Genomic DNA, 23,169 nt, shown 5'->3' with positions numbered 1-23,169 from the left:
CGCCTGCGTGGCGGTCACCCGTGACCCGGCAACGCACACTCCCGTCCGGATAAGGCAGTCTTGTCCCCGTGCCCGAACCCGTATCCCGCAAGCCCGAAGCCGCCTCGCCCGACGTCCATGCGCATGTTGCGACGCTGAAGCGGCTGGAGAAGTCGTCCGGTTCGCTCGCCGCACAGGCCATCGCGCGCATGGACGAGACGCTGCCGTGGTACCGGGCGATGCCCCCGGAGAACCGTTCCTGGATCGGGTTGGTCGCCCAGGCCGGTATCGCGGCCTTCACCGAGTGGTTCCGGCATCCGGACGCCCCTCAGGCCATCTCCACCGATGTCTTCGGGACCGCTCCTCGTGAGCTGACCCGGGCCATCACGCTGCGCCAGACCGTGGAGATGGTGCGGACGACCATCGAGGTCATGGAGTCCGCCATCGACGAGGTGGCGGCGCCCGGGGACGAGAGCGTGCTGCGCGAGGCCCTTCTCGTGTACGCCCGTGAGATCGCCTTCGCCACCGCCCAGGTCTACGCCCAGGCCGCGGAGGCACGCGGTGCCTGGGACGCCCGGCTGGAGTCCCTGGTCGTCAACGCCGTGCTGAGCGGGGAGGCCGACGAGGGGGCCGTCAGCCGGGCCGCCGCCCTCGGGTGGAACGCTCCCGAGCATGTGTGTGTGGTGCTGGGGACCGCGCCCGACGGGGACTCCGAGCTGACCGTGGAGGCGATTCGGCGGGCCGCCCGGCACGCCAAGCTGCAGGTGCTCACCGGTGTGCTCGGCGACCGGCTCGTCGTCATCGCCGGCGGCAGCGACAACCCGATCGGCGTCGCCAAGTCGCTGATCGGGCCTTATGCCGCGGGACCCGTGGTCGCCGGGCCCGTCGTACCCGATCTGCTGGCCGCGACCCGGTCCGCGCAGGCCGCGGCCGCCGGGCTCAAGGCGTGTTCCGCCTGGCAGGACGCCCCGCGGCCGGTTCTGGCGGACGATCTGCTTCCGGAACGTGCCATCGCAGGGGATCCGAGCGCGCGCGAGCAGTTGGTGGAGGAGATCTACAGACCGCTCGAGGAGGCCGGGTCCGCGCTTCTGGAGACGCTCTCCGTCTATCTCGAACAGGCGAGCAGTCTGGAAGGCGCGGCCCGGATGCTCTTCGTCCATCCCAACACCGTGCGCTACCGGCTCCGACGTGTGACTGACGTCACCGGCTGGTCGCCCTCTGATGTACGTTCGGCCTTCACGCTGCGAATCGCGCTGATCCTGGGGCGTCTGGCCGATGGAGATCTCCCCGCCTAGGCTTTTGTCGGGGCTATACAAAACCCCCTCGTGTTCTTCGTCCCTGTCCCCACGGGCGGCCGTGCCCGTCCACAAGAGAGAGTGTGAGAGTGCTCGTACTCGTCGCTCCCGGCCAGGGCGCCCAGACGCCCGGCTTCCTGACTCCCTGGCTCGAACTGCCCGGTGCCGCCGACCGCGTCGCCGCGTGGTCGGACGCCATCGGCCTCGACCTCGCCCACTACGGCACCCAGGCCGACGCCGATGCCATCCGCGACACCGCCGTGGCCCAGCCGCTGCTGGTCGCGGCCGGAATCCTGTCCGCCGCGGCACTGGGTGACATCGCCCCGGGCGCCGTCGCGGGCCACTCCGTCGGTGAGATCACCGCCGCCTCCTTCGCGGGCATCCTCGACGACACCGCCGCGCTGACCCTCGTGCGCAAGCGGGGTCTGGCGATGGCCGACGCCGCCGCGATCACCGAGACCGGCATGTCGGCGCTGCTCGGCGGCGACCCCGAGGTGTCCGTGGCGCACCTGGAGAAGCTGGGCCTGACCCCGGCGAACGTCAACGGCGCGGGCCAGATCGTCGCCGCGGGCACGCTGGAGCAGCTCGCCGCGCTGAACGAGGACAAGCCCGAGGGCGTCCGCAAGGTCGTCCCGCTGAAGGTCGCCGGCGCCTTCCACACGCACCACATGGCGCCCGCCGTCGACGCGCTGGCCAAGGCCGCCGCCGAACTGGCCCCCGCCGAGCCGAAGTTCACGTACGTCTCGAACAAGGACGGGCAGACGGTCGCCTCCGGCGCCGAGGTGCTGGAGCGCCTGGTCGGCCAGGTCGCCAACCCGGTCCGCTGGGACCTGTGCATGGAGACCTTCAAGGAACTCGGCGCGACTGCGATCATCGAGGTGTCCCCCGGCGGCACGCTGGTCGGCCTCGCCAAGCGCGCGCTGCCGGGTGTGAAGACCCTCGCGCTGAAGACCCCCGACGACCTCGACGCGGCCCGCGAGCTCATCGCCGAGCACGCCAACGCCTGACCCCAAGGAGCCGTACGAACATGTCGAAGATCAAGCCCAGCAAGGGCGCCCCGTACGCGCGCATCCTCGGCGTGGGCGGCTACCGTCCGACCCGGGTGGTGCCGAACGAGGTGATCCTCGAGACGATCGACTCGTCCGACGAGTGGATCCGTTCGCGCTCCGGCATCGAGACCCGGCACTGGGCCTCCGACGAGGAGACCGTCGCCGCGATGTCGATCGAGGCGTCCGGCAAGGCGATCGCCGACGCCGGGATCTCCGCCGAGCAGATCGGCGGCGTGATCGTCTCGACCGTCTCGCACTTCAAGCAGACCCCGGCCGTCGCCACGGAGATCGCGGACAAGCTCGGCACGAACAAGGCCGCCGCCTTCGACATCTCCGCGGGCTGCGCCGGCTTCGGCTACGGCCTCACGCTCGCCAAGGGCATGATCGTCGAGGGCAGCGCGGAGTACGTCCTCGTCATCGGCGTCGAGCGGCTGTCCGACCTCACCGACCTCGAGGACCGCGCGACGGCCTTCCTGTTCGGCGACGGCGCGGGCGCGGTCGTGGTCGGCCCCGCCCAGGAACCGGCGATCGGCCCGACCGTGTGGGGCTCCGAGGGCGACAAGTCGGAGACCATCAAGCAGACCGTGCCGTGGACGGACTACCGCGAGGGCCCGGTCGCCAAGTTCCCTGCGATCACGCAGGAGGGCCAGGCGGTGTTCCGCTGGGCCGTGTTCGAGATGGCGAAGGTCGCCCAGCAGGCGCTGGACGCGGCCGGAATCACCGCGGACGACCTGGACGTCTTCATTCCCCACCAGGCCAACGAGCGGATCATCGACTCGATGGTGAAGACGCTGAAACTGCCGGAGCACGTCACGGTCGCGCGTGACGTACGCACCACCGGCAACACCTCGGCCGCCTCGATTCCGCTCGCGATGGAGCGGCTTCTGGCGACCGGCGAGGCGAAGAGCGGCGACACCGCGCTCGTCATCGGCTTCGGGGCGGGTCTCGTGTACGCCGCGACGGTCGTTACCCTCCCCTAGGCACTCCGTGCCGGATCATCAACGGGTCCGGTGCGGGAGCAGCAACAATCTGCCGCTGCCGCGGCGGGTGCCAAACCCTCTGGATCACAACGAAGGAGCGCCTGACATGGCCGCCACTCAGGAAGAGATCGTCGCCGGTCTCGCCGACATCGTGAACGAGATCGCCGGCATCCCGGTTGAGGACGTCCAGCTGGACAAGTCCTTCACCGACGACCTGGACGTCGACTCGCTGTCCATGGTCGAGGTCGTCGTCGCCGCCGAAGAGCGCTTCGACGTCAAGATCCCGGACGAGGACGTCAAGAACCTCAAGACGGTCGGCGACGCGACGAACTACATCCTCAAGCACCAGGCCTGAGTTGACCCCTTAGGGGTCTCAGCTCCGGCTGCCTTGCCCCGCCACCCGGCGGTGGCGCCGCTGAATCCTCGTAATCGTTGGAGAAAGAATTCCCGTGAGCCCGACCAATCGCACCGTGGTCGTCACCGGTATCGGCGCAACCACACCGCTGGGTGGCGACGCAGCCTCTACCTGGGAGGGTCTGATCGCCGGCAAGTCCGGCGTGAAGCCCCTGGAGCAGGAGTGGGCCGCCGACCAGGCGGTCCGCATCGCCGCGCCCGTCGCCGTGGAGCCCACCGAGGTCATCCCGCGGCCGCAGGCCCGCCGTCTGGACCGCTCGGCGCAGTTCGCGCTGATCGCGGCCAAGGAGGCCTGGGCGGACGCCGGTTTCACCGACAAGGCCGGTGAGGACGACAAGGTCGACCCCGACCGGCTCGGCGCCGTCATCGCCTCCGGCATCGGCGGTGTGACGACGCTCCTCGACCAGTACGACGTGCTGAAGGAGAAGGGCGTACGCCGCGTCTCCCCGCACACCGTCCCCATGCTGATGCCGAACAGCCCCTCGGCCAACGTGGGCCTGCTCGTGGGCGCCCGCGCGGGCGTGCACACGCCGGTCTCCGCCTGTGCGTCGGGCGCCGAGGCCATCGGCTACGCCATCGAGATGATCCGCACGGGCCGCGCCGACGTCGTCGTCGCGGGCGGCACGGAGGCGGCCATCCACCCGCTGCCCATCGCCGCGTTCGGCAACATGATGGCGATGTCCAAGAACAACGACGACCCCGAGGGCGCCTCGCGTCCCTACGACGTCGCCCGTGACGGCTTCGTCCTCGGCGAGGGCGCGGGTGTCCTCGTCCTGGAGTCCGCCGAGCACGCCGCGAAGCGCGGTGCCCGGGTGTACGCCGAGGCGGTCGGGCAGGGCATCTCCGCCGACAGCCACGACATCGTCCAGCCGGAGCCGGAGGGCCGCGGCATCTCGCACGCCCTGCAGAACCTGCTGGAGCGCACCGACCTGAACCCGGCGGAGATCGTGCACGTCAACGCGCACGCGACGTCGACGCCGGCCGGTGACGTGGCCGAGCTCAAGGCGCTGCGCAAGGTGTTCGGCGACGACGCGGACCACATGGCGGTCTCCGCGACGAAGTCGATGACCGGTCACCTGCTGGGCGGTGCCGGTGGCGTGGAGTCGGTCGCGACGGTCCTCGCGCTGTACAACCGCGTCGCTCCGCCGACCATCAACGTCGAGAACCTCGACCCCGAGGCCGAGGCGAACGCGGACATCGTCCGCGGCGAGGCGCGCAAGCTGCCCGTCGAGGGCCGTATCGCCGCGCTGAACGACTCGTTCGGGTTCGGCGGCCACAACGTGGTGCTGGCGTTCCGCACGGTCTGAGAAGCGCTCGTACGCAACTGAAGGGCCCCCACCGCCTGGTGGGGGCCCTTCGGCGTGTCGGATGCCTACACCACCTGGTGCAGCCAGCGCACCGGGGCGCCTTCCCCGGCGTACCGGAACGGCTCCAACTCGTCGTCCCACGGCTTGCCCAGGAGCTTTGCGAGTTCTGCCTCCAGGTCGGTCTCGCCGCGCTGCGAGCGGACCAGGGCGGCCCGCAACCGGTCCTCGGGGATCAGGATGTCGCCGTGGATGCCGGTGACCGCGTGGAAGATGCCGAGGTCGGGGGTGCAGCTGTAGCGTTCGCCCTCGGCCGTGGGGCAGGGCTCGGCGGTCACCTCGAAGCGGAGCAGGTGCCAGCCGCGCAGTGCGGAGGCCAGTTTGGAGGCCGTGCCCACCTCGCCCTGCCAGGAGAACTCCGAGCGCCAGGTGCCCGGCGCGGCGGGCTGCCGGATCCAGTCGAGGTTGACGCGCGTGCCGAGCACGCCGGCGACGGCCCACTCGACGTGCGGGCACAGCGCGCGCGGCGCGGAGTGCACGTACAGAACTCCACGTGTCGTCACCGGGACCTCCGGGCAGAGCAGGACATCTTGCGAACTGGCGGACGGTGTGGCCGGGCAGCCACGTTGATGGCGAGGCTACCGTGCGGCGGCGCAAGGAGTGTGACGTACCGTCGGTCCCGATGCGCCGAAACGCCCCCCATTCACCCGGCAGGACGCTTGTACGGGTGTGAAGCGTTGCATGGTGCGCGGATCGGGAACCCTCGAGCGTTGTTATGGAGGGGGACATCTCTTCATGTCTCGTCTTCATGTCCTGTACGTCGACCGAGGGGATCAGCAGCGGATGCGGAAGCAGAGCCACCGCTCAAGGGCCGTTCTCGCCACGGTCGTGGCGGCCGTCCTGGGCGTCGCCGGCTGCGACGCCGTCGGTGGTAACTCCGCCGGGCCGAGCGGCACCAAGGCGCAGAAGGCGAAGCCGTCCCCCACGCCGACGTGGGACGTGAGCCCGAGTTCGATCGCCGCCGTCGGTGACTCCATCACCCGTGGCTTCGACGCCTGTACGGTCCTGTCGGACTGCCCCGAGGTGTCCTGGGCGACCGGTAGCAGCGCCGGCGTCGACAGTCTCGCCGTACGGCTGCTGGGGAAGTCGCAGGCGGCCGCGCGCAGCTGGAACTACGCGGTGACCGGTGCACGGATGGCGGATCTGCCCGGCCAGATGGCCCAGGCGGCGACGCGCCGACCGCAGTTGGTGACGGTGATGGCGGGGGCGAACGACGCCTGCCGGGCCAGCACCTCCGCGATGACCTCGGTGGCGAGCTTCCGCGCCGACTTCGAGGACGCGCTGAGCACCCTGCGCGAGTCGCTGCCCAAGACGCAGGTGTACGTGGCGAGCGTGCCGAACCTCAAGCGGCTGTGGTCCCAGGGGCGTACGAACCCGCTGGGCAAGCAGGTGTGGAAGCTCGGCATCTGCCCCTCCATGCTGGGCGACGCGGACGCGCTGGACTCGGCGGCGACGCTGCGGCGGGACACGGTGCAGAAGCGGGTGGAGGCGTACAACAAGGTGCTCAAGGAGGTGTGCGGGAAGGACCGGCGGTGCCGGTTCGACGGGGGCGCGGTGTACGAATACCGCTTCGGTACGGACCAGTTGAGCCACTGGGACTGGTTCCACCCGAGTGTGAACGGCCAGGCCCGGCTGGCGGAGATCGCCTACCGCGCCGTCACCGCGAAGAAGACGTGACCTAGTGTTCCGCACATGAACGAACTCTTCGGCACACTTTCCGACGACACCCCGGTTCACCGGTGGACCCTGGAGCGGGCGGGCGTACGGGTACGGATCCTGTCGTACGGCGGGATCGTGCAGTCGGTGGAGATCCCGGACCGGGACGGGCGTACCGGGAACGTGGTGCTGGGGTTCGCGGACCTGGAGGGCTATCTCGACCACCCGGAGCCGTTTCTCGGCGCCCTGATCGGCCGGTACGCCAACCGGATCGCGGGCGGCCGCTTCCCGCTGGACGGGGTGACGTACGCCCTGGAGCCGAACAACGCGCCCAACTCCCTGCACGGCGGCGAGCGCGGCTTCGACAAGCGGGTGTGGGACCTGACGCCGGCCGGGGACCACGGGGTGCGCCTGAGCCGGGTGAGCACGCACGGGGAGGAGGGTTTCCCGGGCCGGCTCGAGGTCTCCGCGACGTACACGCTCGACGCCTCCGGTGCGCTGCGGATCGCGTACGAGGCGGTGACGGACGCGCCGACCATCGTGAACCTGACGAACCACTCGTACTGGAACCTGGCCGGTTCCGGGAACGCGGGCGGTCAGGAACTGCGGCTCGCCGCCTCCCGCTTCACGCCCGTCGAGGACGACCTGATCCCGACCGGTGTGCTGGAGGACGTGTCGGGCACGCGCTTCGACTTCCGGGAGGCGCGGAAGGTGGGTGCCGGGTACGACCACAACTTCGTGCTCGACGGCGGGGTGACCGAGGACGCCCGAGAGGTTGCCGAGCTGTACGACCCCGCGTCCGGCCGGGTGCTGACCGTGGCGACCAGCGAGCCCGGGCTCCAGCTGTACACCGCGGACCACCTGTCCGACCCCTTCGCGCCGGGCGACGGCATCGCGCTGGAGACCCAGCACTTCCCCGACTCCCCGAACCGGCCGGACTTCCCGAGCACGGTGCTGCGCCCGGGAGAGGTCTTCCGCTCGGAGACGGTGTACGGCTTCGGCGTACGGTAGGCCGCACGGTCCACGCAGAACACACAAGCCCCGGTCCAGGGGTCAGGTCCCGGACCGGGGCTGTTCGTGGGAGGGCTTTCCCGGATCAGACGTTAATCGTCGCGGTGAGGCGGCGGTCCGTGATCGAGCGGCTCACCTGGATCTCGTACGAACCCTTCACAAACGACCACGAGTTGGCCGCCTCGTCCCAGACCTCGAAGGCGCGGCGGGGGATCTCGACGACCGCCTCGGCCGTCTCGCCCGGGCCCGCCTGCACGCCCGCGAACCCGGCCAGCAGGCGCGCCGGGCGGTCGGGGTCGGTGCCGCTCGGCGCCAGGTAGACCTGGACGACCTCGTGTCCCGGGCGCTCGCCGGAGTTGCGGACGCGGATCCTGGCGGTGGTGCCGTCGACCTCGACGGACTCGTACGTCCAGTCGGTGTAGCCGAGGCCGTGGCCGAAGGGGTACGACGGGGTGCGGCCCTGCTTCTCCCAGGCCCGGTAGCCGATGAACACGCCCTCGTCGTAAGGGAGTTCGCCGTCCTTGGGGACCACCCGGGTGACCGGGGCGTCGGGCAGCGAGCCCCAGGTCGTCGGCAGCCGGCCGCCCGGTTCGTGCGCGCCGGTCAGCACGTCCGCGAGGGCCGCGCCGCCCTCCTGGCCGGGAAACCAGCTGAGCAGGACGGCGGCGACGTCCTCGCGCCACGGGAGCTCCACCGGGGAGCCGGAGTTGACGACCACGACCGTGTTCGGGTTGGCGGCGGCGACGGCACGGACCAACTCATCCTGACGGCCCGGGAGTTCGAGGTCCTTGCGGTCGAAGCCCTCGGACTCGACGCGCTCGGTGGTGGCGACCACGACGACGGCCGTGTCGGCGTTCCGCGCGGCCTCGACGGCCTCGGCGATCAGCTCGTCGCCGTCGCGCTGTGGCTCCTGGTGGGCGAGCGCGAAGGCGACGACCTTGAAGGGGATCTCCTCGGGGAGCGCGAAGACGTAGGTGAGGGAGACCTCGACCGGTTCGCCGGCGGTGAGTTCGGCCTGGGCGCGGGGCACCGGGGCGCCGAAGAAGGCCTCGAAGGGGTCGCTGTCGTCGGCGGGTCGCTGGACGTCCTCGTAGTACGTCGTGCCGGCGACGGTGAGGGTGAAGTGGCCGGTGCCCTTGATGCCGAAGGTGTGCGGGCCGGTGTCGCGCGGGGTGAAGGTGCCGGTCAACTCCACGGTGTGCAGGCGGTCGTGGGTGACGCCCTCGGGGAGGTCCGAACCCATCCACTGGAGCTGTCCGTTGAGCGCCGAGCCCGTGCCGAGGACGTTCCCGTCGGCGTCCCGGCACACGGCGCGCAGCTCGAATCCCTTGTCGGCGACGGCGAGTTCGGTGTTGATGTCGGCGCCGACGCAGTAGCTGACGGTGCCCTCGGGGAGGGCGGCGGTGAGGCCGTCGAGCGGGGAGACGACGCGGGCGGGGAAGACGGTGGCGGAACCGCCGCCGAGGACGCGGGCGTCGCGGGCGGCGGCGCCGATCAACGCCACGGTCCCGGGCTTGAGAGGCAGCGCGCTGTTCTCGTTCCGTACGAGGACGAAGGCGCGGCGGGCGATCTCGCGGGCCAGTGCGCCGCCGTCGACGGTCTCGGGCAGTTCCGTGACGGCCGGCTCGGCGCTCTCCAGGGCGCCGACGCGGGCGGCGAGCCGCAGGACGTTGCGGACGGCCTCGTCGACGACGGCCTCCTCGACCTTGCCGTCCCGGACGGCCTGGGCGAGGGGCGGGCCGTACACGGTCTGCGGCCCGGGCATGGCGACATCCAGGCCGCCCTCGATGGCGTCGACCGTGGACCGGGCGGCCATCCAGTCGGAGACGTTGTAGCCGTCGAAGCCCCATTCGCCGCGCAGGACTTCGTTCACGAGATAGCGGTGTTCGGTCATCGTCGTGCCGTTGACCGTGTTGTAGGCGGTCATGATGCCCCAGGGGTGGGCGTTCTCGACGATGATCTCGAAGGGGGTCAAGTACAGCTCGCGCAGGGCGCGTTGGGAGACCAGGTTGTTGACGGTGAAGCGGTCGGTCTCGGCGTCGTTGGCGACGAAGTGCTTGACGGTGGTGCCGACGCCGCCCGACTGGACCCCGTTCACATACCCGGCGCCGATCAGCCCGGTCAGGTACGGGTCCTCGCTGTACGCCTCGAAGTGCCGCCCGCCGAGCGGGGAGCGGTGAAGATTGACGGTCGGGGCGAGGAGCACGTGCACGCCCTTGCGCCGGGCCTCCTGGGCGAGCAGTGTGCCGGCGCGGCGGGCGAGCTCGGGGTCCCAGGTGGCGGCGAGGGCGGTCGGGGAGGGCAGGGCGATGGAGGGATCGTCGGCGGTCCAGCGCACACCCCGGACGCCGATCGGGCCGTCGGACATCACGAGGGACTGCAGGCCGATCTCCGGCAGGGCGGGCAGGGACCACGTGTCCTGGCCGGACAGCAGCCGGGCCTTGGCGTCCAGGTCCAGCTTGCCGAGGGCCGCCTCGACGGCGGCCTCGCGCGCCCGGTCGGCCGGTGAGGTTCCAGGGGTTCCCGCCATCGGGGTGCCTCCTCGTTGAGTCCGTGCGATGTCGAATGCGTGCGGTGTCGTCCTGCGCCCATCGTGCACCGGTTACCTGTAGACCGGTAGGTTTCGTTATCCTGCCGTAATATTGACCGTACGTCGATGCCGTACGGTGACGCCATGAACCCCAGGGTCAGGAGTGAGGAGCGGCGCGCGGAGATCGTCCGGGCGGCGCTCGACGTGATCGCCGAGCGCGGTTACCGGGGTGCGAGCCTGGCCGCGGTCGCGGAGCGCGTGGGGCTCACCCAGCAGGGGCTGCTGCACCACTTCCCGACCAAGGAGGCGCTGCTGGTCGCCGTACTCGAAGAGCGGGATCAGTGGGACGCGGTGCCGGCCACGCAGTGGCGGGTGGATCTGCTGGCCTCGCTGGTCGAGTACAACGCGATGCGGCCCGGCATCATCCAGACCTTCTCGGCGCTGCTGGGCGAGAGCGTGACGGAGGGGCACCCGGCGCGGGAGTACTTCACGGAGCGGTACCGGCAGGTGCGGTCGAGCATGGCGGCGGTGCTGCGCGCGGAGTACGGCGACCGCCTGCCGAACGGTCTGACGCCCGAGCGGACGGCCCCGCTCCTCGTCGCGGTGATGGACGGCCTGCAGTACCAGTGGCTCCTGGATCCGGAGTCGGTGGACATGCCGGCGGCGTTCCGGGACTTTCTGGCGCTGCTGGGCGAGTAGGCGTGAACTCGCCCGCTACTGGCGCCAGATGACGGCGAGGGTCTTGCTGACGGCGCAGACGAGGGCGAAGGCGATCGCCCAGGCATACGCCCCGGCGGCGCACAGCGCGGCAACTCCCGCTCCGAACCAGAGGAGTTCGAAGGCGACACGGACCGCGCCGCGGGTCTTGTACGACGCCTTCTGGGAGCCGAACAGCGCCCACAGCACGATCAGTACGGCCGGGGCGCCGAGGCCGAGGAGCCAGGCGAGCGGGGTCGCCACGTCTCGTGTGAACCCCCAGTAGCCGGCCGCCGCGAGGGCGCCGAGTTCGATGAGGAAGAGGACGCCGAGGTTCGCTGCCTTCGCTGTCTTCACGCGCGGCAGTATCACCTGCCGGCCGGCACCGCCGCCACGATTTCGATCTCGACCAGGGCCTCCGGCCGGAACAGCCGGGGCACCTCGAACGTCATGCTGGTGGGCGGCGTCCCGGTGAGGAACTCGCGCCGGACGGAGCCGTATTCCTCGAGCCTGCCGATGTCCGTCAGGTACGTACGGATGTTGATGACGTCGGTCAGGGCCGCGCCGTGGGCCTTGAGCAGGGCGTCGAGCGTCTCGAAGACGCCCCGGGTCTGCTCGGCGAGGGTGGCGCCCTCGGCGATCTGCCCGGAGAGGAACAACAGGGCGCTGCCGTCGGCGTGTTCGACGCGGGCGACCTGGGAGTAGTAGGGGCTCAGCGGCTGGGGTGCGGAGGCGGGGTTTTCGATGGTGACCTGCATGCCCTCGACGCTAGGCACGGCCTCGGGATGCGACAAGCGAATGTCTAGCATGACTGCCATGCCGAACACGCATCGCGAACCCGAGCTTTCCACCGTGTGGCTGCGGGTTTTTCTGGAAGTGGCCGGGCACGGGTCGTTCACGGTGGCCGCGAAGTCGCTCGGGTGGACGCAGTCCGCGGTGTCGCGGCAGATCGCCGCGCTGGAAGGGGCGTTGGGCGGCGGACCGCTCTTCGACCGGCTGCCGCGTGGTGTGCGACTGACGGAGGCCGGACGCGTCCTCGTGCCGCATGCGGAGGCCGTCGTCGAAGCCCTGCACGGCGCCGGGCGGGAACTGTCCGCGCTGCGTCAAGTGGCGGGCGGACGGCTGCGGTTCGGGGCGTTCCCCACGGCCGACGCGGCGCTGGTGCCGCACGCCCTGGCCGCGTTCCGCGCCCGCCACCCCCGCGTCCACCTCTCGCGGGAAGAGGGCCTCACTGCCAGGCTCCTGGACCGGCTCACGGCGGGCCACCTCGACCTGGCGGTGGTCTCGACGACGGGCGGCTCACCCCTGGAGTCGTACGAACTCCACCACCTCCTCGACGAGTCGCTGTACGTCGCCGTCCCCGCCGGCCACCCCCTGGCGGCCGGCACGGACCCCGTCCGCCTCGGCCAACTCGCCGACGCCGACTGGATCTCCGGCAGCTCCCGCCCCGAGGGCACCCTCCTGGACGCGGCCCTGCGCCAGGGTTTCCGCCCGCGCGTGGCACACGTCGTCGGCGAGTGGACCGCCAAGCAGGGGTACGTCGCCGCAGGCCTCGGCGTGACCCTGGTCCCGGCCCTGGCCGCGGAGTCCGTACGCCCCGACATCGCCCTGCTGCCGGTACTGGACGAGGACGCCCCGGCGCGGGCGGTCTACGCGGCAACGGCACGGGGCCGCTCGGCGACACCGGCCACGGAGGCGTTCATCGGGGCACTGCGGGAGGCGGCGGCCCGCATCCCGGACTAGCTGAGTACCCGTACTCAGGCGCCCGCCCTCCCCCGGGACGACGATGAGCCCATGAGGTGGAGGAACACCGTCGCCGTCCTCGTGCTGCTGCCGCTCGACGCGCTGGCCGTGGGCTACGGCTGGATGGCGGTGATCTGGACCGATGAGCCGCACGAGGCGCCGCTCGCCCAACTGGGCGTGCTCTGCGGGGTGGTGGCGGCCGTCGGCGCCGTGCTGTGGCCGGCCCGGCTGCGAGGCGCCGCCGTGTTCCAGTTCCTCCCCGTCCTCATGCTCGCGACGCTGCTGCTGTCGTCCTCCTGAGCCCCACCCCATGGCGTAGACCACTTCCGTCACGCGATACTGCGGCCGTCCGCACCACGCTCCCCCACGACGGCGACGGAAGGACCTGAACCCCCTTGAATTCCATACGTGTTCGGATGGGCATCCTCGGGCTGGCACTGATGGCGGGGCTCTCGTCCCCCGCGACGGCGACGGCGGCCGGTACCGCTCCCTCCCCCACCGTGGAGGAACAGCGGCTCGACAAGGCGGTGCCGCAGGAGATCCTCGAGCGGTCCGGGTTCGACGACGTGGCGCCGCGGTTCGCCCGGGAGTTGGGCCGTGCGCACTCCTATGCCGAGGCGCGGCGGGTCGTCGTACGCGAAGGGTCGGCGCTGTGGCGGCGGGCGGTCGAGCGGGCTCAGGGGCGAGGGCCGGCGGGCGGTGATCTCAGCCGGGACGACGACCGGCCCTTGTACTGGGCGCGGCTCGGGCTGACGCGGGAAGTGCGGACCTGGGAGCCGGAGTTCGGACTGAGCGACAGTCGACGGGCCGCTCTGCTCGATCAGTTGGAGCGGACGTCCCGCGGGCAGACCGACGTCCGTTACCCGCACGGCCGGAAGATCCCGCGGATCCTCGTCACCGGGTTCGACCCGTTCACGCTCGACCGGGACATCCGGATCTCCAACCCCTCCGGGGCCACCGCACTCGCCCTCGACGGCACGGTGATCGAGACGGAGCACGGACCGGCGCGCATCGAGACCGTCGTCTTCCCGGTGCGGTGGCAGGACTTCGCGGACGGCACGGTGGAGCGGACGCTGCGGCCGTATCTGAAGTCGGTGGACCTGTTCACGACCGTGAGCCAGGGGCGGGTCGGGCGGTTCGACGTGGAGCGGACCAACGGGGCCTGGCGGGGTGGCTTCCCCGACAACGACAACATCAGCAGGACGGAGACCATCCCGGTCACCGACCCCGCCTCGCAGCCGCAGTGGACGTCGACGACCCTGCCGTACAAGGAGATTGTGGCCGCGAACACCGGACGGTTCCCCGTGTACGACCACACGGAGGTGACCGAGATCCCGGCGGGCGGTACGACGGCGGTCGTACGGCCGGACGGGCCGACGGACGGGTCGACCGCGCGAGCCGGTGGCGGCGGCAACTACCTCTCGAACGAGATCGCCTACCGGGCCACCCTGCTGCGGGACCGGCTCGGGCTGCACGACACGCTGCCGGGCGGGCATGTGCACACGCCGGTGCTGCAGTTCGGAGCGGGCAACACCGATCCGGCGACCGGGACGATCACCGACCCCGAGTTCGTGCGGAACCGGGTGGACATCATCGCTCAGGTGCGGGCGATCGTGACCGTGGCGTTCAACGCCTCGGTCACCGGGTGACGTCCTCGGGCTCGTCGGCGGTCTCGCCGTCACCCTCCTCGATCTCCTCGCCCAGCAGGTCCCGCGCCATGAGCGTCGCGCCCGCGACCGCGCCCGGCATCAGGAAGACGGCGACGAACGGGACCAGGAAGGCCAGGGCCAGTGGGGTGCCGAAGCCCCAGACCAGGGTCCTGCGGGAGCGCAGGAGGGTGAGACGGGCGCGGAGTTCGACGCCGCGGCGCTGGAGGGCCACGGCGGTGAGCTCCTCCGTCAGGAAGAACCCGGTGACGACGAAGCCGATCGCCGGGACCACGGTCTGGCCGACGAAGGGGATGAAGCCGCAGGCGAAGAGGAGTACGCCCCAGACCAGCGCCCGGGCCACGATCCGGAGGCTGTCGCGGGCCGAGATCCACAGTTCGCGCCAGAGCGGGAGGCCGGACTCGGGGGCGGTGCCGTCCGGGTCGACGTCGCGGTCGACCTTCTCGGAGAGGTTCTCGTAGAAGGGCTGGCCGATCAGGAGCGTGACGGCGGTGAAGGTGACTACGGCGAGGAGGAGGCCGAGGGCGACGAGCACGGCCGTGAGGAAGCCGCGGAAGACTCCCTGCCAGGGGCTGGACCAGTCGTCGGCGAAAGGGGTGGCCCAGCCCACGAAGTCCTCGCCCCACAGGGCCAGCGCGACGAGGGCGGCCACATACAGGACGAGGGTTATCACGCCCGGGAGCAGGCCGAAACCGTACTGCTTGCCGTGCCGGGCCACCCAGCGCTGGCCCTTCAGGAGGTAGGTAAAGCCTGTGCCAAGATCGCGCATGGGGGAACTTTATCGGCCATGCCCCGTGCCCCTGAAGGGCGGTGCAGTCACGCTGGTGACACTGCTACGACGATTCCCTGGTCGCCTGCCGGTGATACTGCCGCTTGCACTCGTATCGCCGCCGCGCGCGCCAACCGGCCCGCCCTCGAAGCCGCCGCCAGCAGCAGGGGCTGGATCTGCTCCAGGCTCGACACCAGCAGTTCCTCGCCGGCGATCAGCACGGGACGGGTCGCCTTCGCGGTCGCCGCTGCTGCCTCCGTGAGGTCCGCCAGGGGTGGGAGCGTCGCGCGGACCACGCCCGCTCCGGCGGCCGCGGCGCGTTCCGCCAGCGCGACCTGGAGCGGCATCAGGGGAGCCAGCGCGGCGGTCAAGGCGTCGGCTATGCGGCGGAGTTCCGGCGAGGAGTCGCGGAGGACGTCCGCCGCGGCACGCAGGACCGGTGTCACGGCCAGGAGCGCGCCGGCCGCCACACCCGCCGTCGCCGGCAGCAGCGGAGACGTCGCCTCGACCAGGTCACCCATCGCGTCCGCGAACTCCTCGACGGCCGGCTCCACCGCGTCCAGCACGGGGAGCAGGCTGTCGCCGAGCGCGGTCAGCAGCGCCTGCGCGGGTTCGCTCACGGGATGAACGGCCAGCGGGGCCCCGCTCGTTCCCAGGCGGGTCAGGGTGTCGACGATCCGGTAGAACGCTTCCTGGGCCTGGGGCGAGGCGCTCGCCTCCGCCAGTTCCGCGGTGGTCTCGCGCAGCACGCGCAGCACCTCCGCGCCCGAACCGTCCCGTGGGTCGAACGTGTTGATCGCGATTCTGGTGATGTTCCCGGCCGTGTCGAGGAGTTGGCCGGTGATGTCGGTGGTGTTGCGTGCCATGCGCAGCACGTCGTCCCTGCTGGGGAGCGAAGGGATCGTGGCCATGAGCTCTCCTCGCCTCACAGGCGCTACCAGCGGTCGTCCTCAGCATGCCCCCTCCGGCCCCCTCGGAATGCGCGCTCCGGGGCATCCGTGACATCGGCCACCTCCTGTCGCGGTTGAGGTGCCTTTGAGTCGAACAGGCACATCTCGCCGTACCGATCTGCGGTGACTGTCAGTGCCCCGGGCTACGGTTTCGTGTGCGGGCCGGACATCGGTTCAGGTGAGGAGAGCGGATGACTCAGGAGATCCACGGCACCGTCGCCGCCGGCTTCGAGGCGGTGCGCGAGGAGTTCGCCGCGTTCGTGGCGGGGGAACTGCCGGACTACGAGGGCCAGTTGTGCGCGTACGTGCACGGCCGCAGGGTCGTCGACCTGTGGGCCGGTGACGGCGCCGGGGCCGACTCCCTCTACGGCGTGTACTCGTCCACCAAGGGCGCCGCCCACCTCGTGGTGGCCCTGCTCGTACAGGACGGCACGCTTGAGCTGGACCGCAAGGTGACGTACTACTGGCCGGAGTTCGCAGCCGAGGGCAAGGGCACGCTGACGCTGCGCGAGCTGATCTCCCACCGGGCGGGCCTGGTCGGCACGGACGCCGGATTCACCCCGGACGAGCTCTCCGACGACCGTGCGATGGCCGAACGCCTCGCGGACCAGAAGCCGTTCTGGCGCCCGGGCACGGCCTTCGGCTATCACGCGCTGGTGATCGGTGCGCTGACGGGTGAGGTGGTCCGACGGGCGACGGGCCGCTCGCTCCAGGAGATCTACCAGGAGCGCATCCGGGCACCGTACGGCCTGGACTTCCACCTCGGGCTCCCCGCGGCCCTCGAGCCCCGCTTCCGCTCCGTGCAGCCGATGGCCCCGACGCCGAAGCAGCAAGCCATCCTGGACGCGGCACCGACCGGCCCGCACACCCTGGCCTCGATCGCGTTCAACGCGCATGTGGAGGGCCCCGGAACCCTCGTCGACTACGCCAACTCCCGCACCGTGCGCGCCAAGGGCCCGGCGTCGGCGGGCGGTGTCGCGGCGGCGCGCGGCCTCGCCCGGATGTATGCGGCGGCGATCAGCGAGGTCGACGAGAAGGCACCGCTGCTGAAGCCGGACACCATCGCCGAGGTGGGCCAGATCCACTCCGTCGGCTACGACCTGGTGGCCCGCGCCCACCGCTCCTACGGCCTCGGCTTCCAGGCCACCGCCGACACGTGGCACCCCTTCCTGGGCGCCGGCGCCTTCGGCCACAGCGGAGCAGGCGGCTCCCAGGCCTTCGCCGACCCCCGCAGCGGCCTGGCCTACGGCTACACCCGCCGCCGCATGGCCTTCCCGGGCGGAGCGGCCCCCGAGAACAACCAGCTGGTCAAGGCGGTGCACACAGCCGCCCTCGCGACAACCACAAGACAGCACTGACGACCGGGGGCACAAACCGCCCTCGCCACACACCACTTCCGGCGCGCGCCCTCCAACAGCCACTGGTCCAACGACACCGGCCGCGAAGAGAGCCGTAGGGGGCGCGTCGGTGTCGAGAGCCCGAACGCGCGGAGGCGCGAAGCGCTGAGCACGATCGGGCTCTCGACACCGACTAAAGCGCCCCCGCAGGCGAATGAAGCCACAAAAGGGGGCGGACCGCACCCCACGTCCAAGGGTGCGGCCCTCCCCCGTGCAGAACGAGCGTCGTCAGACCAGCGTCACGGTGATGTTGCCGTGGGTCGCCTTCGAGTACGGGCAGACCTGGTGGGCCTTCTCGAGGAGACCCTTGGCGGTTTCCGCGTCGACGTTGGGGATCGCGGCCGAGATCTCGACGATGATCCCGAACCCGTCGTCGTTCTTGCCGATGCCGACCTTGGCAGTGACGGTGGAGTCGGAGACGTCGGCCTTCTCCTGGCGGGCGACGACGCCGAGGGCGCCCTGGAAGCAGGCGCTGTATCCGGCGGCGAAGAGCTGCTCGGGGTTGGTGCCCGCGCCGCTGCCGCCCATTTCCTTGGGCGGGTTCACGACGACGTCGAGTTTGCCGTCGTCGGTGGCGACGCGGCCGTCGCGACCGTTCTCGGCGGTGGCGACGGCGGTGTAGAGGACGTCGGTCTGCTGGATGGACATGCGGTTGTCTTCCTCCTCGGTCCGCCGCGACTCGCGCCCACGATCGACGACGGATTTCGGAAAGAAGTTACCGCATGCCGGAAATCCAGTGAAGGCCCGCGGAAGACGTCAGAGCTTGACGATCATCTTCCCGGTGTTGTCACCGCGCAGCACCCCGAGGAACGCCTCCAGGTTGTTCTCGATGCCCTCGACGACGGTCTCGCGGTACTTCAGCTGACCCGAGGCGACCCAGGGCCCGACCTCCTGGACGAACTGCTGCTGCAGGTCGTAGTGGTCGCCGACGAGGACGCCCTCGACGCGCAGCCGGTTCTGCAGGATCTTGACCATGTTGCGCGGGCCGGGGGTCGGCTCGGTCGAGTTGTACTGCGAGATCATGCCGCAGATCACCGCGCGGCCCCTCAGGTTGAGCGCGCCGATGGCGGCCTCGAGGTGCTCGCCGCCGACGTTGTCGAAGTAGACGTCGATGCCGTCCGGGGCGGCCTCCTTGAGCTGCTCCCGGACCGGGCCGTTCTTGTAGTTGAAGGCGGCGTCGAAGCCGTACTCCTCCACCAGCAGCTTGACCTTCTCGTCGGACCCGGCGGAGCCGATGACCCGCGAGGCGCCCTTGAGCTTGGCGATCTGCCCGACCTGGCTGCCGACGGCACCCGCGGCGCCCGACACGAACACCGCGTCACCCTCCTTGAAGGCGCCGACCCGCAGCAGGCCCGCGTACGCCGTCAGACCGGTCATGCCGAGCACGCCGAGGTACGTCGACAGCGGCGCGGCCTCGGGGTCGACCTTGACGGCCTGCCCGGCGTCGAAGGTGGCGTACTCGCGCCAGCCGCCGAAGTGCAGGACATGGTCGCCTACGGCGATGCCCTCGGCGTTCGAGGCGACGACCTCCCCGACCGCACCGCCCTGCATGACCTTGCCGAGCTCGAAGGGGGCGACGTAGGACTTGGCGTCGCTCATGCGGCCGCGCATGTACGGGTCGACCGAGAGGTACTTGTTCCGCACGAGGACCTGCCCCGCACCGGGCTGCTGGACCTCCGCCTCGACCAGGGCGAAGTCCTCGGGCTTCGGCCAGCCGACGGGACGGCTGAGCAGGTGCCATTCGCGGTTGATCATGAGACGCGCCTTTCCGAGCGTGGAGAAAATACTTCAGTACCTGAAACAACCATGCTCCTGAATATTTCATGATGTCAAGTAACGGGGTACGCTGAGACCATGCCCACTCCACAGAAGACCCGCCGCCCCGACCCGCTGACCATGGAGGTCGTCGAACTCATCGGCGATGTCGTGGCCCGGTTCTACGCGGACTACGAGGAGGCGGCCGGCGAGCACACACTGACCGGGGCGCAGGCGCGGCTGCTGAGCCTGCTGTCGCTGGAGCCGCTGCCGATGCGGAAGCTGGCGCAGAAGCTGAAGTGCGAGCCGTCCAATGTCACCGGGATCGTGGACCGGCTGGAGTCGCGGGGGCTGGTCGAGCGGCGCCCCGACCCGGCGGACCGGCGGGTGAAGCTGGCGGCCGCGACGGACGAGGGCCGACGGGTCGCCGGAGAGCTGCGCGACGGCCTGCGCTTCGCACGCGAGCCGCTCGCCGGGCTGTCCGACGAGGAGCGGCAGTCTTTGCGCGATTTGCTACGACGAATGCTGGACGCCTGAGCTGCACCTAGTCCCCGGGGACCGGGGTCCGGCTAGGTGCACCACCACAGGAACCGATTGCACGTCTCCGACGGCGACGGGTCCGGCGTCGGATCGGACTTCGTCGGCTCGGACGTCGGCGTGGGCGAGGACGCCGGCGCCGTGGCCGTCGGGGCCGTGGTCGAGGTGCCGGGGTTGCTGCCCGCCGTGGCCGACTCGGTGTCCTTGTCGGTCTTGTCCTTGTCCTTCTTCGGCTTGTCCTTCGAGGACTTCGAGGGTGAAGGGGACCCGGAAGCTCCCGGCGACGGGGAGTCCGCCCCCGCGCCCGCCTTGTCCCCGGTCGGCTTGGCCGTCACCTCGGACGCCGCCCCACCCTCCGCCGCATCGTCCCCGGCGGCGGCCGGCTTGGGGGTGGAGAAGGGGGCGTCGATGCCGAGTTCCGCGAGGCTGAGGCCGCCGGCCGCGAGCACGCAGGCCGCGGTGATCAGCAGCACCCGGCGGCGGCGCCGGCGGTGCGCGGCGGCTTTGCGATCGCGTCGACTGGCAGCGCCTACGGGACCCTCGGCGTCCCGGCCGCCGTTCTCGCGCCCGCGACCGCGCCCACGGCCGCGGCTCTGCGCGCGCCGTGCGGCCCGTCCGACGGGCTCACCGGCATCCTCGGCGTCCTCGTCGTCGTCCGCGTCGCCCTCGTCGTCGTAGGAGCCCTCCGCGTCGCCCTCATGGCCGTCGTAGGCGACTCCGCGCCCGCCCTCGGACCCGTACGCGGGCGTGCCACCGTGCTCCGCGTACGCGCGGAGTTCTTCGACGGGCGCGCCGCACCCGGGGCAGGCGAGGGCGCCATTGAGGTGCCGTCGGCACGGGTGGCAGAAGTCCATGACGCGGGAAGACTAAGTTCCTCACAGGCAACGTTCATAGTCACGCCTGTGAAAGTTGTGTGCGGAACTACCGCTTCCGGCGTGGCGAGTTGAGGAGATGGCGGCGTATGCGCCAGGGACCTCCCGGGCATCCCCTCCCGATCACGCCGAAACCGCCGCCGAAAGCCGTACCGAAAGCAGTGTCGAAACCGTTATGTGTTCGACCCATTGACACTCCCGTCGCCCCGTCCTTACTGTCACGCCAGCATTTCGAACGTGTGACGAAATTTCGAACACACAGAACTGAGCCGACGAAACGCGAGGGGCAACTGCCGTGCGCATCACCGGAATCAGCACACACGTGGTCGGGACCCCGTGGCGGAACCTGACATACGTCCAGGTGCACACCGACGAAGGGATCACGGGCGTCGGCGAGACCCGGATGCTGGGCCACACCGACGCGCTGGTCGGCTATCTGCGGGAGGCGGAGGCCAACCATATTCTGGGCTCCGACCCGTTCGCCGTGGAAGACCTCGTACGTCGGATGAAGTACGGCGACTACGGCCGGGCCGGCGAGATCGTGATGTCCGGCATCGCGGTGATCGAGATGGCCTGCTGGGACATCAAGGGCAAGGCCCTGGGCGTGCCCGTCTGGCAGCTGCTGGGCGGCAAGGTCACCGACAAGGTCAAGGCGTACGCCAATGGCTGGTACACGACGGAGCGGACCCCGGAGGCGTACCACAAGGCCGCCCAGGGGGTCATGGAGCGCGGGTACAAGGCGCTGAAGATCGACCCCTTCGGGACCGGGCACTTCGAGCTGGACCACGAGCAGACCCTGTACGCCGTCTCCCTGATCGAGGCCGTGCGGGACGCCATCGGGCCGGACTCCGAGCTGATGCTGGAGATGCACGGTCGGTTCTCGCCCGCCACCGCCGTCCGTCTCGCCCACGAGCTCGCGCCCTTCAAGCCCGCGTGGCTGGAGGAGCCCTGCCCGCCGGAGAACCTGAAGGCGCTGGAGAAGGTCGCCGCCAAGGTCGACATCCCGGTCGCCACCGGTGAGCGCATCCACGACCGGATCGAGTTCCGCGAGCTGTTCGAGAGCCAGGCCGTCGACATCATCCAGCCGGACGTCGGCCATATCGGTGGTATCTGGGAGACCAGGAAGCTGGCCGCCACCGCCGAGACCCACTACGTGCTGGTCGCTCCGCACAACGTCGGCGGGCCCGTGCTCACCGCGGCCTCCCTCCAGGTCGGCTTCACCTCCCCCAACTTCAAGATCCTTGAGCACTTCAACGACTTCGCTGACGCGGAGATCAAGAAGGTCGTGAAGGGCGCGCCGCAGGTCGTCGACGGGTACTTCCACCTCTCCGACGCCCCCGGTCTCGGCGTCGAGCTGGACGTCGACGCGGCCGCCGAGTTCCCGCAGCAGCAGGCACGGTTCGACCTGTGGGCCGAGGGCTGGGAGCAGCGCAAGCCGAAGGGCACGAAGTGACCACCCAAGTCGTCATCGAGGCGCCGGGCGAGCACCGGGTGACCTCGCACGAGCCGCGGCAGCCGGAGGCCGGCGAGGCGCTGGTGCGCGTCCACGCGGTGGGCATCTGCGGCAGCGACCGCGAGGTGTACCAGGGCAACCGGCCGGAGGGATACGTCCGTTATCCGCTCACGCCGGGCCACGAGTGGTCCGGCACGGTCGAGGCCGTGGGCACCGGGGTGCCTTCAACTCTCGTAGGCCGCAAGGTCGTCGGCGAGGGCTTCCGCAACTGCCAGGTGTGCGACCGCTGCCACGCGGGCGAGACCACGCTGTGCACCGCCGGGTACGAGGAGACCGGGTTCACCCAGCCGGGCGCGATGGCCGCCACGCTGACCCTTCCGGCCCGTCTCCTGCACGTTCTGCCGGACGACGCCGACCTGACGGCCGCCGCCCTGCTGGAGCCGGCCGCCTGTATCGCGGCCGCCGCGATCAAGGCGAACGCACTGCCGGGTGAGCGGGTCGCGGTCGTCGGCACCGGGACGCTCGGGATGTTCGCCGTGCAGTTCTTGAAGGCGGGCTCTCCGGCGGAGCTGCTCGTCGTGGGGACGCGGCCCGACCGGGCGGAGCTTTCGAGAACTTTCGGCGCCACCGACTTCCGCACGAAGGACCAGGAGCTCCCCGACGACTTCGACGTCGTCATCGAGACCGCCGGGTCCGCGTCCGCCGCCCGCACCGCCGCCTCCCTGCTCAGGCGCGGCGGACGCCTGGTCCTGACGGGCATCCCGGCGCCGGGCGCCGAGGGCCTCGACCCGACCGACCTGGTCGTACGGCAGCTGGAGGTGCACACCGTCTTCGGGGCGCCGCCGGACGCCTGGGCGCACACGGTGCGGGTGTTCGGGGCCGGTCTGCTCGATCCGCTGCCGCTGGTCACGCACGAGCTGCCGCTCGGCGAGTTCCCGGAGGCCATCGAGCTGGTCGGGTCGGGTGATCCGAAGGTGGGCAAGGTGCTGCTCCGCCCCTAGACGTACGCCGGTACGGGGGCGACCTGACGGCCCCCGTACCGGCGTACACCC

General features: G+C 70.8%; 24 protein-coding genes. 15 read left to right on the top strand and 9 right to left on the bottom strand.

The features are described from left to right. Positions 1-68 precede the first annotated feature (68 nt). From ACFY1L_RS13285 to fabF, 5 genes are all read left to right on the top strand, one after another. Positions 69-1,274, top strand: coding sequence for a PucR family transcriptional regulator (locus tag ACFY1L_RS13285; RefSeq protein WP_388822634.1), 1,206 nt, complete (start codon positions 69-71; stop codon positions 1,272-1,274). An 89-nt stretch (positions 1,275-1,363) separates the two neighbouring features. Continuing rightward, complete coding sequence (locus tag ACFY1L_RS13280; protein WP_388822632.1) at positions 1,364-2,281, top strand: ACP S-malonyltransferase; 918 nt, start codon at positions 1,364-1,366, stop codon at positions 2,279-2,281. 20 nt (positions 2,282-2,301) lie between these two features. Beyond that, the gene (locus tag ACFY1L_RS13275) at positions 2,302-3,303 is read left to right on the top strand and encodes a ketoacyl-ACP synthase III (RefSeq protein ID WP_388822630.1); all 1,002 of its coding nucleotides are present in this window, start codon (positions 2,302-2,304) and stop codon (positions 3,301-3,303) included. A gap of 106 nt (positions 3,304-3,409) precedes the next feature. Beyond that, complete coding sequence (locus ACFY1L_RS13270) at positions 3,410-3,658, top strand: acyl carrier protein (protein WP_030931809.1); 249 nt, start codon at positions 3,410-3,412, stop codon at positions 3,656-3,658. A 94-nt stretch (positions 3,659-3,752) separates the two neighbouring features. Continuing rightward, entirely contained in the window at positions 3,753-5,024 is a 1,272-nt protein-coding gene (fabF, locus tag ACFY1L_RS13265; protein ID WP_388822627.1) for a beta-ketoacyl-ACP synthase II, read from the top strand. 65 nt (positions 5,025-5,089) lie between these two features. Here the strand turns inward: fabF and ACFY1L_RS13260 are convergent, their stop codons facing one another. Continuing rightward, positions 5,090-5,584: a DUF3145 domain-containing protein gene (locus tag ACFY1L_RS13260; protein WP_361262242.1), complete on the bottom strand. Its 495-nt coding sequence runs from the start codon at positions 5,582-5,584 to the stop codon at positions 5,090-5,092. Positions 5,585-5,864: 280 nt separating this feature from the next. On the opposite strand from ACFY1L_RS13260, the gene ACFY1L_RS13255 reads away from it, so the two are divergent. Together ACFY1L_RS13255 and ACFY1L_RS13250 are read left to right on the top strand one after the other, a co-directional pair. After that, complete coding sequence (locus ACFY1L_RS13255) at positions 5,865-6,758, top strand: SGNH/GDSL hydrolase family protein (RefSeq protein ID WP_388822924.1); 894 nt, start codon at positions 5,865-5,867, stop codon at positions 6,756-6,758. A 15-nt stretch (positions 6,759-6,773) separates the two neighbouring features. Further along, entirely contained in the window at positions 6,774-7,748 is a 975-nt protein-coding gene (locus ACFY1L_RS13250; protein ID WP_388822624.1) for an aldose epimerase family protein, read from the top strand. Between the two features lie 85 nt (positions 7,749-7,833). Here the strand turns inward: ACFY1L_RS13250 and ACFY1L_RS13245 are convergent, their stop codons facing one another. Next, positions 7,834-10,278 carry a beta-glucosidase gene (locus tag ACFY1L_RS13245; protein WP_388822621.1) on the bottom strand — a complete coding sequence of 815 codons (2,445 nt, stop codon included), beginning with the start codon at positions 10,276-10,278 and terminating at the stop codon, positions 7,834-7,836. 126 nt (positions 10,279-10,404) lie between these two features. On the opposite strand from ACFY1L_RS13245, the gene ACFY1L_RS13240 reads away from it, so the two are divergent. Next, positions 10,405-10,977, top strand: a complete 573-nt coding sequence (locus tag ACFY1L_RS13240) for a TetR/AcrR family transcriptional regulator (RefSeq protein WP_388822618.1) — start codon at positions 10,405-10,407, stop codon at positions 10,975-10,977. Positions 10,978-10,992: 15 nt separating this feature from the next. Here ACFY1L_RS13240 and ACFY1L_RS13235 read toward each other — a convergent pair whose 3' ends face one another. Both ACFY1L_RS13235 and ACFY1L_RS13230 read right to left on the bottom strand, forming a co-directional pair. Then, a complete protein-coding gene (locus ACFY1L_RS13235; RefSeq protein ID WP_388822615.1) occupies positions 10,993-11,331 on the bottom strand; it encodes a YrdB family protein in 339 nt (112 codons plus the stop codon). 11 nt (positions 11,332-11,342) lie between these two features. Then, positions 11,343-11,732 carry a RidA family protein gene (locus tag ACFY1L_RS13230; RefSeq protein WP_388822612.1) on the bottom strand — a complete coding sequence of 130 codons (390 nt, stop codon included), beginning with the start codon at positions 11,730-11,732 and terminating at the stop codon, positions 11,343-11,345. 49 nt (positions 11,733-11,781) lie between these two features. Between ACFY1L_RS13230 and ACFY1L_RS13225 the strand changes: the two genes are divergently transcribed. The 3 genes from ACFY1L_RS13225 (at position 11,782) to ACFY1L_RS13215 (ending at position 14,366) form a co-directional block, all read left to right on the top strand. Continuing rightward, positions 11,782-12,717 carry a LysR family transcriptional regulator gene (locus ACFY1L_RS13225; protein WP_388822609.1) on the top strand — a complete coding sequence of 312 codons (936 nt, stop codon included), beginning with the start codon at positions 11,782-11,784 and terminating at the stop codon, positions 12,715-12,717. Positions 12,718-12,768: 51 nt separating this feature from the next. Further along, positions 12,769-13,017 (top strand): hypothetical protein, encoded by a 249-nt coding sequence (locus tag ACFY1L_RS13220; protein ID WP_388822606.1) that lies wholly within the window; start codon positions 12,769-12,771, stop codon positions 13,015-13,017. Between the two features lie 95 nt (positions 13,018-13,112). Then, the gene (locus ACFY1L_RS13215) at positions 13,113-14,366 is read left to right on the top strand and encodes a pyroglutamyl peptidase (RefSeq protein ID WP_388822604.1); all 1,254 of its coding nucleotides are present in this window, start codon (positions 13,113-13,115) and stop codon (positions 14,364-14,366) included. On the opposite strand, the gene ACFY1L_RS13210 is transcribed toward ACFY1L_RS13215, so the two are convergent. Beyond that, positions 14,356-15,153, bottom strand: coding sequence for an EI24 domain-containing protein (locus tag ACFY1L_RS13210; protein ID WP_388822601.1), 798 nt, complete (start codon positions 15,151-15,153; stop codon positions 14,356-14,358). The genes ACFY1L_RS13215 and ACFY1L_RS13210 overlap by 11 nt on opposite strands. 47 nt (positions 15,154-15,200) lie before the next feature. Next, entirely contained in the window at positions 15,201-16,064 is an 864-nt protein-coding gene (locus ACFY1L_RS13205) for a hypothetical protein (RefSeq protein ID WP_388822598.1), read from the bottom strand. Positions 16,065-16,294: 230 nt separating this feature from the next. Here ACFY1L_RS13205 and ACFY1L_RS13200 point away from each other — a divergent pair, with 230 nt between their 5' ends. After that, positions 16,295-17,461: a serine hydrolase domain-containing protein gene (locus ACFY1L_RS13200; protein WP_388822595.1), complete on the top strand. Its 1,167-nt coding sequence runs from the start codon at positions 16,295-16,297 to the stop codon at positions 17,459-17,461. Positions 17,462-17,728: 267 nt separating this feature from the next. On the opposite strand, the gene ACFY1L_RS13195 is transcribed toward ACFY1L_RS13200, so the two are convergent. Next, positions 17,729-18,148: an organic hydroperoxide resistance protein gene (locus tag ACFY1L_RS13195; protein WP_388822593.1), complete on the bottom strand. Its 420-nt coding sequence runs from the start codon at positions 18,146-18,148 to the stop codon at positions 17,729-17,731. A gap of 108 nt (positions 18,149-18,256) precedes the next feature. Further along, a complete protein-coding gene (locus ACFY1L_RS13190; RefSeq protein WP_388822590.1) occupies positions 18,257-19,255 on the bottom strand; it encodes an NADP-dependent oxidoreductase in 999 nt (332 codons plus the stop codon). A 99-nt stretch (positions 19,256-19,354) separates the two neighbouring features. On the opposite strand from ACFY1L_RS13190, the gene ACFY1L_RS13185 reads away from it, so the two are divergent. Further along, the gene (locus ACFY1L_RS13185) at positions 19,355-19,792 is read left to right on the top strand and encodes a MarR family winged helix-turn-helix transcriptional regulator (protein WP_388822587.1); all 438 of its coding nucleotides are present in this window, start codon (positions 19,355-19,357) and stop codon (positions 19,790-19,792) included. 32 nt (positions 19,793-19,824) lie between these two features. Here the strand turns inward: ACFY1L_RS13185 and ACFY1L_RS13180 are convergent, their stop codons facing one another. After that, positions 19,825-20,646: a hypothetical protein gene (locus tag ACFY1L_RS13180; protein WP_388822584.1), complete on the bottom strand. Its 822-nt coding sequence runs from the start codon at positions 20,644-20,646 to the stop codon at positions 19,825-19,827. Positions 20,647-20,959: 313 nt separating this feature from the next. Here ACFY1L_RS13180 and ACFY1L_RS13175 point away from each other — a divergent pair, with 313 nt between their 5' ends. Continuing rightward, a complete protein-coding gene (locus ACFY1L_RS13175; protein WP_361262291.1) occupies positions 20,960-22,117 on the top strand; it encodes a mandelate racemase/muconate lactonizing enzyme family protein in 1,158 nt (385 codons plus the stop codon). Then, positions 22,114-23,118 carry a zinc-binding dehydrogenase gene (locus ACFY1L_RS13170; RefSeq protein WP_388822581.1) on the top strand — a complete coding sequence of 335 codons (1,005 nt, stop codon included), beginning with the start codon at positions 22,114-22,116 and terminating at the stop codon, positions 23,116-23,118. Before ACFY1L_RS13175 ends, ACFY1L_RS13170 begins: the two co-directional genes overlap by 4 nt. The last annotated feature ends 51 nt before the right edge of the window (positions 23,119-23,169 follow it).

The organism is Streptomyces sp. NPDC001663, from assembly GCF_042893105.1.
GTDB lineage: Bacteria > Actinomycetota > Actinomycetes > Streptomycetales > Streptomycetaceae > Streptomyces.
Note: the sequence above shows the minus strand (reverse complement) of the source record. Positions and strands in the feature narration are given on the sequence as shown.

Excerpts from the sequence above, each read along its gene's own strand:
- ACFY1L_RS13250 (WP_388822624.1), top strand. The coding sequence starts at position 6,774 with ATGAACGAACTCTTCGGCACACTTTCCGACGACACCCCGGTTCACCGG.
- ACFY1L_RS13195 (WP_388822593.1), bottom strand. The coding sequence starts at position 18,148 with ATGTCCATCCAGCAGACCGACGTCCTCTACACCGCCGTCGCCACCGCC.
- ACFY1L_RS13225 (WP_388822609.1), top strand. The coding sequence starts at position 11,782 with ATGACTGCCATGCCGAACACGCATCGCGAACCCGAGCTTTCCACCGTG.
- ACFY1L_RS13220 (WP_388822606.1), top strand. The coding sequence starts at position 12,769 with ATGAGGTGGAGGAACACCGTCGCCGTCCTCGTGCTGCTGCCGCTCGAC.
- ACFY1L_RS13240 (WP_388822618.1), top strand. The coding sequence starts at position 10,405 with ATGCCGTACGGTGACGCCATGAACCCCAGGGTCAGGAGTGAGGAGCGG.
- ACFY1L_RS13210 (WP_388822601.1), bottom strand. The coding sequence starts at position 15,153 with ATGCGCGATCTTGGCACAGGCTTTACCTACCTCCTGAAGGGCCAGCGC.
- ACFY1L_RS13270 (WP_030931809.1), top strand. The coding sequence starts at position 3,410 with ATGGCCGCCACTCAGGAAGAGATCGTCGCCGGTCTCGCCGACATCGTG.
- ACFY1L_RS13205 (WP_388822598.1), bottom strand. The coding sequence starts at position 16,064 with ATGGCCACGATCCCTTCGCTCCCCAGCAGGGACGACGTGCTGCGCATG.
- ACFY1L_RS13180 (WP_388822584.1), bottom strand. The coding sequence starts at position 20,646 with ATGGACTTCTGCCACCCGTGCCGACGGCACCTCAATGGCGCCCTCGCC.
- ACFY1L_RS13275 (WP_388822630.1), top strand. The coding sequence starts at position 2,302 with ATGTCGAAGATCAAGCCCAGCAAGGGCGCCCCGTACGCGCGCATCCTC.
- ACFY1L_RS13245 (WP_388822621.1), bottom strand. The coding sequence starts at position 10,278 with ATGGCGGGAACCCCTGGAACCTCACCGGCCGACCGGGCGCGCGAGGCC.
- ACFY1L_RS13185 (WP_388822587.1), top strand. The coding sequence starts at position 19,355 with ATGCCCACTCCACAGAAGACCCGCCGCCCCGACCCGCTGACCATGGAG.
- ACFY1L_RS13200 (WP_388822595.1), top strand. The coding sequence starts at position 16,295 with ATGACTCAGGAGATCCACGGCACCGTCGCCGCCGGCTTCGAGGCGGTG.
- ACFY1L_RS13255 (WP_388822924.1), top strand. The coding sequence starts at position 5,865 with ATGCGGAAGCAGAGCCACCGCTCAAGGGCCGTTCTCGCCACGGTCGTG.
- ACFY1L_RS13190 (WP_388822590.1), bottom strand. The coding sequence starts at position 19,255 with ATGATCAACCGCGAATGGCACCTGCTCAGCCGTCCCGTCGGCTGGCCG.
- ACFY1L_RS13230 (WP_388822612.1), bottom strand. The coding sequence starts at position 11,732 with ATGCAGGTCACCATCGAAAACCCCGCCTCCGCACCCCAGCCGCTGAGC.